This window comes from Streptomyces sp. NPDC001393, assembly GCF_053597455.1.
Genome location: NZ_JBSFIH010000046.1, coordinates 72489 through 79416, shown reverse-complemented (window position 1 = coordinate 79416; position 6928 = coordinate 72489). Strand labels below are relative to the sequence as shown.

At 71.9% G+C, this 6928-nt stretch carries 7 protein-coding genes; all 7 read right to left on the bottom strand.

Annotated features, from left to right (window positions below):
• On the bottom strand, positions 1-203 hold a 203-nt coding region (locus ACWC2T_RS34695), incomplete at its 3' end, for an ATP-binding cassette domain-containing protein (protein WP_450674312.1).
• A gap of 29 nt (positions 204-232) precedes the next feature.
• Positions 233-925 (bottom strand): DUF4097 family beta strand repeat-containing protein, encoded by a 693-nt coding sequence (locus ACWC2T_RS34690; RefSeq protein WP_450674311.1) that lies wholly within the window; start codon positions 923-925, stop codon positions 233-235.
• 245 nt (positions 926-1170) lie between these two features.
• A complete protein-coding gene (locus tag ACWC2T_RS34685; protein ID WP_450674310.1) occupies positions 1171-2391 on the bottom strand; it encodes an acetylornithine transaminase in 1221 nt (406 codons plus the stop codon).
• On the bottom strand, positions 2388-3338 hold the full coding sequence (gene argB / locus ACWC2T_RS34680; protein WP_450674309.1) for an acetylglutamate kinase: 951 nt from the start codon (positions 3336-3338) through the stop codon (positions 2388-2390). The genes ACWC2T_RS34685 and argB overlap by 4 nt, the downstream gene beginning before the upstream one ends.
• The gene (gene argJ, locus ACWC2T_RS34675) at positions 3335-4486 is read right to left on the bottom strand and encodes a bifunctional glutamate N-acetyltransferase/amino-acid acetyltransferase ArgJ (protein WP_450674308.1); all 1152 of its coding nucleotides are present in this window, start codon (positions 4484-4486) and stop codon (positions 3335-3337) included. The genes argB and argJ overlap by 4 nt, the downstream gene beginning before the upstream one ends.
• A 46-nt stretch (positions 4487-4532) precedes the next feature.
• Positions 4533-5561, bottom strand: a complete 1029-nt coding sequence (gene argC / locus ACWC2T_RS34670) for an N-acetyl-gamma-glutamyl-phosphate reductase (protein ID WP_450674307.1) — start codon at positions 5559-5561, stop codon at positions 4533-4535.
• A gap of 27 nt (positions 5562-5588) precedes the next feature.
• A complete protein-coding gene (locus ACWC2T_RS34665; protein ID WP_450674306.1) occupies positions 5589-6785 on the bottom strand; it encodes a serine hydrolase domain-containing protein in 1197 nt (398 codons plus the stop codon).
• Positions 6786-6928 lie beyond the last annotated feature (143 nt).

Below are 6928 nucleotides of genomic sequence, written 5' to 3'. Positions count from 1 at the left end.
TCATGGCCCGCCACCTGGACCTGCCCGCCGTCGCAGGAGATCAGCGTGGACAGGATCTGCACCGTGGTGGTCTTCCCGGCCCCGTTCGGGCCGAGCAGGGAGAAGATCGTTCCTTCCGGGACGGCCAGGTCGATGCCGTCGAGCACGACCTTGTCGCCGTAGGACTTGCGCAGCCCGTTCGCCGCGATGGCCAGAGTGCTCATGAGCGGTGCTCCTTCGAGGGCGGCGGTGGTCAGAGGCTGCTGGCGGTGATGTCGCCGTAGGCCGTGGTGGCGCGGATCTGCAGGCCGGCAGCGGCGCCGGCGGTGTTGTTGAGCGAGTTCTGGACCCGGCCGTAGGTGGTGCCGGCGTCGAGGGAGGCGGAGACACCGCGGGCGGCGCCGACGGAGATGTCGCCCTGCTGGGTGTCCAGGGTGACGGTGCCGCCGTGGGCCTCGGTGATACGGATGTCGCCCCGCTGGGTGCTGATCTGCGCGGCGCCGCCCAGGCGGCCGACGGTGATGTCGCCGTCGTGGGCGCTGAGGCGGGCGCTTGCGGCCTCGTCGAGCTTGACCGAGCGGTAGCCGCCCTCGAGGGCGACGTCGCCGAGCCGCCCGACGCCGCGGAACTCGGCGCCGGCGGTCTTCGCCTCGACCCGGGAGCCGGCGGGCAGCTGGACGGTGACCTCGACGGACCCGGAGTTCCCGAGGAGCCGGTTGGTCGCCTGCGGGGCCTGGATGTGCAGGACGCCGTCGGCGTAGCGGACGGTGATCTCCTCGGCCGCCTTGATGTCGCGGCTCTTGCCGGGGTTGGCGGGCCGTACCTCGACCGTGGTGTCGGTCCGGTCGGCGGCGATGAACTGGAGGCGTCCGGCGGGGATGTCGAGGACGGCGGAGATGGGGGCGGGGGTGTCGAACTTCTGCGGGGTGCTCAGGTTCTTCTGCATCGTGGGCTCCTTCGGTTCGTTGTTTCTGATGATGGAAACGCTACGTTGCATTCATGAGTCTGGCAACAAGCGCGTTGCGCGAAATCCCTATCACTGCAGGTAGATAGCGAGAAATTGTTGCAATGGAAGGGAATCTAACGCAACGCCCCGCACTGTGTTCGTTGCAATGTATTGAAGATGAACGCTATGCGCCCCACCGCGCCCGAAGCGGCCTCCGACGGCACTGCCCGGGCCTGACCGGACGGTCACACCGCCGTCAGCGCGTCGTCGTGGACCTCGGACAGGGCCGCCCGGAAGCCGTCGAGGAAGGTGTCCACCTCACGGTCCGACACGATCAGTGGCGGGGCGAGCCGGACGACGTCCGGCGTCACCGCGTTCACCAGCAGACCCCTGTCCTGGGCCGCCTGCTGGACCCGCGCCGCGAGGTTCCCGTGCAGTGCGATGCCCAACAGCAGTCCCGCGCCGCGGACTTCGCGCACCAGCGGGTGGCCCGGGGTCTCAAGACCGCGCCGCAGCCGCTGCCCCGCCGAGGTCACGTGGGCGAGGAGACCGGCCCGCTCGATGGTGTCCAGTACGGCGAGGGCGGCCGCGCACACCACGGGGTTCCCGCTGAAGGTGGAGCCGTGCGCGCCGGGCGTGAGCAGCTCGGCGGCCGTACCGAAGGCGAGTGTCGCGCCGATGGGCAGACCGCCGCCCAGGCCCTTGGCGAGGGTGACGACATCCGCCTCGACGCCTTCGGCCTGCGCCGCGAACCAGTGGCCCGTGCGGCCGATGCCGGTCTGGATCTCGTCCAGGACGAGGAGGGTCCCGGTCGCCGCGGTGATCTCGCGGGCCGCCCGCAGATAGCCGGGCGGAGGTACGACCACGCCGTTCTCCCCCTGCACGGGCTCCAGGACCAGCAGCGCGGTGCGCGGGGTCACAGCGGTGCGCAGAGCCCCGACGTCCCCGTACGGCACATGGCTGACCTCGCCCGGCAGCGGCAGGAAGGGGCGCTGCTTGGCGGGCTGGCCGGTGAGGGCCAGGGCCCCCATGGTGCGGCCGTGGAAGCCGCCGGTGGCCGACACCATGTGCGTACGGCCGGTGAGCCTGCCGATCTTGAAGGCCGCCTCGTTGGCCTCGGCGCCGGAGTTGGAGAAGTAGACCCGGCCCCGGCGCCCGGCGAGCCGCAGCAGGCGCTCGGCGAGGCGCACCGTCGGTTCGGCGAGGAACAGGTTCGAGACGTGGCCGAGCGAGGCGATCTGCTCGCAGACGGCCCGCACGACCGCGGGATGCGCGTGGCCGAGCGCGTTGACCGCGATGCCGCCGACGAAGTCGAGGTACTCGTGGCCCTCGGCGTCCCAGACCCGGGCGCCCTGGCCCTTGACCAGAGGCAGCCGGGGGGTGCCGAAGTTGTCCATCATGACGCCCTGCCAGCGGCGGGTCAGCGCCGCGTTGCCCGCCCCGGTGATGTGCGCGTCGTCGCTCATGCCGTCGCTCCCTCGAAGCTGCCGTCGTCGTCCGGCACGACCACCGTGCCGGCGTTGTCGTCGGTGAAGATCTGCAGCAGGATGGCGTGCTCTCTCCGGCCGTCGACGACCCGGGCGGTGCGCACCCCGTTGCGCACCGCGTACAGGCAGGCCTCCATCTTGGGGATCATCCCGGAGGCCAACCGGGGCAGCAGCCCGGCCAGTTCGCCGGCGGTCAGGCGGGGGATCACCTCCTCGCTGTGCGGCCAGTTCGCGTAGAGGCCCTCGACGTCGGTCAGGACGAGCAGCGTCTCGGCGCCGAGCGCGGCGGCGAGGGCGGCGGCCGCGGTGTCGGCGTTGACGTTGAACACACCGCCCTCGGCGGCGTCCTTGCCGTCCTCGGGCCGGGCGATGGAGGAGATGACGGGGATGCGTCCGCCCTCTAGGAGGTCCCGCACGATCCCGGCGTCGACGTGTGCGACCTCGCCGACGCGGCCGATGTCCACGGCCTTGCCGTCCTTGTGCGCATAGCGCTTGACGGCCGTCATCAGGCGGGCGTCCTCGCCGGTCAGACCCACCGCGTGCGGGCCGTGCGCGTTGAGCAGCCCGACGAGCTCGCGCTGCACCTGTCCGGCGAGGACCATGCGGACCACGTCCATGGTCTCGTCGGTGGTGACCCGCAGGCCGGCCTCGAACCGGGACTCAAGGCCCAGGCGCGCGAGCTGTGCGCTGATCTGCGGGCCGCCGCCGTGCACCACGACGGGCTTCAGGCCCGCGTGCCGCAGATAGAGGATGTCCATGGCGAACGCCGCCTTCAGGTCGTCGTCGACCATGGCGTTGCCGCCGAACTTGATCACGACGGTCTCGCCGTGATGGCGCGCCAGCCAGGGCAGCGCCTCGACGAGGGCGTGCGCCCTGGGCAGGGCGGCCGGCCGAGCAGCAGACCGCGGAGACTCAGAGGCGCTCATGAGGCGTACTCGCTGTTCTCGTGGACGTAGTCGGCGGTGAGGTCGTTGGTCCAGATGACCGCGGAGTCCGTGCCCGCGGCGAGGTCCACGGTGATCCGGACCTCGCGGCCGGACATGTCGACCAGCTCGCGGTCCTCGCCGACCGAGCCGTTCCTGCACACCCACACGCCGTTGATGGCGACATTCAGGCGGTCCGGCTCGAAGGCGGCGGAGGTGGTGCCGATGGCGGACAGGACGCGGCCCCAGTTGGGATCCTCGCCGTGGACGGCGCACTTGAGGAGGTTGTTGCGGGCGATGGAACGGCCCACCTCGACGGCGTCGTCCTCGCTCGCGGCGCCCACGACCTCGACGCGGACCTCCTTGCTCGCGCCCTCGGCGTCCCCGATGAGCTGCCGGGCCAGGTCGGCGCAGACCGCGCGGACGGCGTCGGCGAACTCGGCGTGGTCCGGGGTGATGCGGGAAGCCCCGGAGGCGAGCAGCAGCACGGTGTCGTTGGTGGACATGCAGCCGTCGGAGTCGACCCGGTCGAAGGTGACCCGGGTGGCCTCCCGCAGTGCCCGGTCGAGGACCGCGCCGTCCAGGTCGGCGTCCGTGGTGAGCACCACGAGCATGGTGGCGAGTCCGGGGGCGAGCATCCCGGCGCCCTTGGCCAGGCCGCCGACGGTCCACCCGCCCCGGGTGACGGCCGCGGTCTTGCGCACCGTGTCGGTGGTCATGACGGCGACCGCGGCGTCCTCGCCGCCGGACTCGGACAGCTCGGTGACGGCCCTGTCGACACCGGCCAGGACCCGGTCCATGGGCAGCGGCACACCGATGAGCCCCGTCGAACAGACCGCCACGTCCGTCGCGGTCAGGCCGAGCCGCTCGGCGGCCCGCTCGGCGGTGGCGCACGTGTCCTTGAAGCCCTGCGGCCCGGTACAGGCGTTGGCGCCACCGGAGTTGAGCACCACCGCGCGGATCCCACCATCCGCGAGCACCTGCCGGGACCACTGCACCGGGGCGGCCTGCACACGGTTGGAGGTGAAGACACCCGCCGCGGCACAGCGCGGACCGTCGTTGACGACGAGAGCCAGGTCCCGGTTGCCGTTCTGCTTGATACCTGCGGCGACGCCCGCCGCCGTGAAGCCTCGTGCTGCGGTGACGCTCACTGCATCTCCTTGTTGGTCCGTCGGCCGGCGGCTGCGCCGGCGCCGCTCACGGTGCGACTCCGATCGTGGAGAGTCCGAGTTCCTCGGGGAGGCCCAGCGCGGCGTTCATGCTCTGCACGGCGCCGCCCGCGGTGCCCTTGGTGAGGTTGTCGATGGCGCTGATCGCGATGATCCGGCCGACCGCCGGGTCGAGGGCCACCTGGACCTGGGCGGCGTTCGATCCGTACACGGCCGCGGTGCTGGGCCACTGCCCCTCGGGCAGCAGCCGTACGAACGGCTCGTCGGCCAGCGCCTTTACGTACGCGGCCCGTACCTCCTCGGCGCCGACCCCGGGCCGCGCCGCGGCGGAGCAGGTGGCCAGGATGCCGCGCGGCATGGGGGCCAGGGTCGGGGTGAAGGAGACGGCGACCCGGCGGCCCGCCACGGCGCTGAGGTTCTGCGCCATCTCGGGCGTGTGCCGGTGGCCGCCGCCCACACCGTACGGCCGCATGGACCCCATGACCTCGCTGCCGAGAAGATCCGCCCTCGGCGCCTTCCCGGCGCCGGACGTGCCGGACGCCGCGACGACCACCGCCTCGGGTTCGGCCAGACCGGCCGCGTAGGCGGGAAAGAGCGCCAGGGACACGGCGGTCGGGTAGCAGCCCGGTACCGCGATGCGCCGGGCGCCCGCCAACGCGGCGCGGGCGCCCGGCAGTTCGGGCAGGCCGTAGGGCCAGGTGCCCGCGTGCGGCGAGCCGTAGAACGTCTCCCAGTCGGCCGCGTTCGCGAGGCGGAAGTCCGCGCCGCAGTCGATGACGAGCGTGTCGTCGCCCAGCTGCCGCGCCACGGCGGCGGACTGGCCGTGCGGCAGGGCGAGGAAGACGACGTCGTGATCTCGCAGGACATCGGCGGTGGTGGGCCGTATCTCCCGCTCGGCCAGCGGAGCCAGGTGGGGCTGCAGCGCGCCCAGCCGTTCTCCGGCGCTGGAGTGCCCGGTCAGGGCACCGATCTCCACTTCCGGGTGGGCCAGCAGCAGGCGGAGGAGTTCGCCCCCCGCGTATCCGCTCGCTCCCGCCACGGCTGCTCGGACGGTCATAAACCCTCTCCGTTGACAGACATGTCGCTACGCGTGCGATCCGGTCCCCGAGGCGACGGGTGTGTCGCAGAACTCGGCGTTCAGAATGGGCAGCAGGGTCTCCGGCCCCCAGTCGCTGTTGTAGTTGAACGTCAGCAGGTGGCGGCCGTCCTCGGTGAAGGCGGTCATGGTGAGCGACCCCGTCGTGCCGCCGTCGCGGAACCAGACGGGCGTGCCGCAGGCCAGCGTCAGCTTCTCGATGTTCAGCCCGTACACCGCGCCCGGGAAGTCGGGGTTGGGCAGGGTCGTCGTCAGCTCCTTCAGCTGCTGCGGCGGCAGCAGCCTGCCCTGGATCAGGGCGCCGTAGAAGCGGTTCAGGTCGTCCGCGCTGGAGATGATGTCGCCGTTGCCCCAGACCTGCGAGCCGTTCAGCTCGGTGACGTCGTCGATCCGGTCCGGCTGCGACAGGAAGAGCTTGGAGTAGCCGCGGCTGCTCGGGCGGGGCAGGCCGATGCTGTCGCCGGGGTTGGACGTCGCCCGCAGCCCCAGGGGTTCGATGATGCGCTCGCGCACCTCGTCCTCGTACGACCTGCCGCCGGCCTTCTGCACGATCAGCGCGGCCAGGACGTCGTTGGTGGTGGAGAACGAGAAGCGGGCCCCGGGCGCGAACAGGGGTGCGTGGCCGAGGGCCACCTTCACGCGCTGCTCGGGCGTCAGCGTGTCGTACCGGTGCTGCAGGAAGCCGTCGCCCAGCGCGTACGTCTCGTAGTACCCCTGGTCGGCGAGGTAGTCGTACAGGCCGCTGGTGTGGTTGAGCAGCTGCCGTACGGTGATCGTGCGGCCGTCGTTGCCGTTGCCCGTGACCAGGCCGGGCAGGTAGTGGTCCACGGTGTCGTCGAGGCTGAGCTTGTGCTCCGCCTCCATCTGCAGCAGGACGGTCGCCACGAACGTGTCGGTGAGGCCGCCGATGCGGAACCGGTCGTTCTTGCCGCGCGGCGTACCCGTCTCACGGTTGCCCACGCCCGACGCCGACTTCCAGACTCCGCCGGCGTCGCGTGCCTCGACGGTGATGCCGGGGATGCCCGCCGCGACGGCCGCGTCGATCGCGCGCTGCGTCGCCGGGTGGCCGGCTGCCCGGTCGGCCGCCGCCTGCGCCGCCTGGGCGGGGCCCGCGTAGGCGGTGGCCGCGAACGCGACCGCCGCCAAACCGACCAGGCCGGCCCTCGGTCTCATCCGTCTCGTCATTGCCCGCTCCTGAGAATCGTCTGTACTTGGCTGATGTCGTACTTGTGCGGTCTGTGGGCGGCACAGTAGGTCACCCGCCTTGAGCGCGGGTCGTGTGTTCACACCTCCCGGCGCGGGGTTCGACGACGCACCACCGTGGGCCG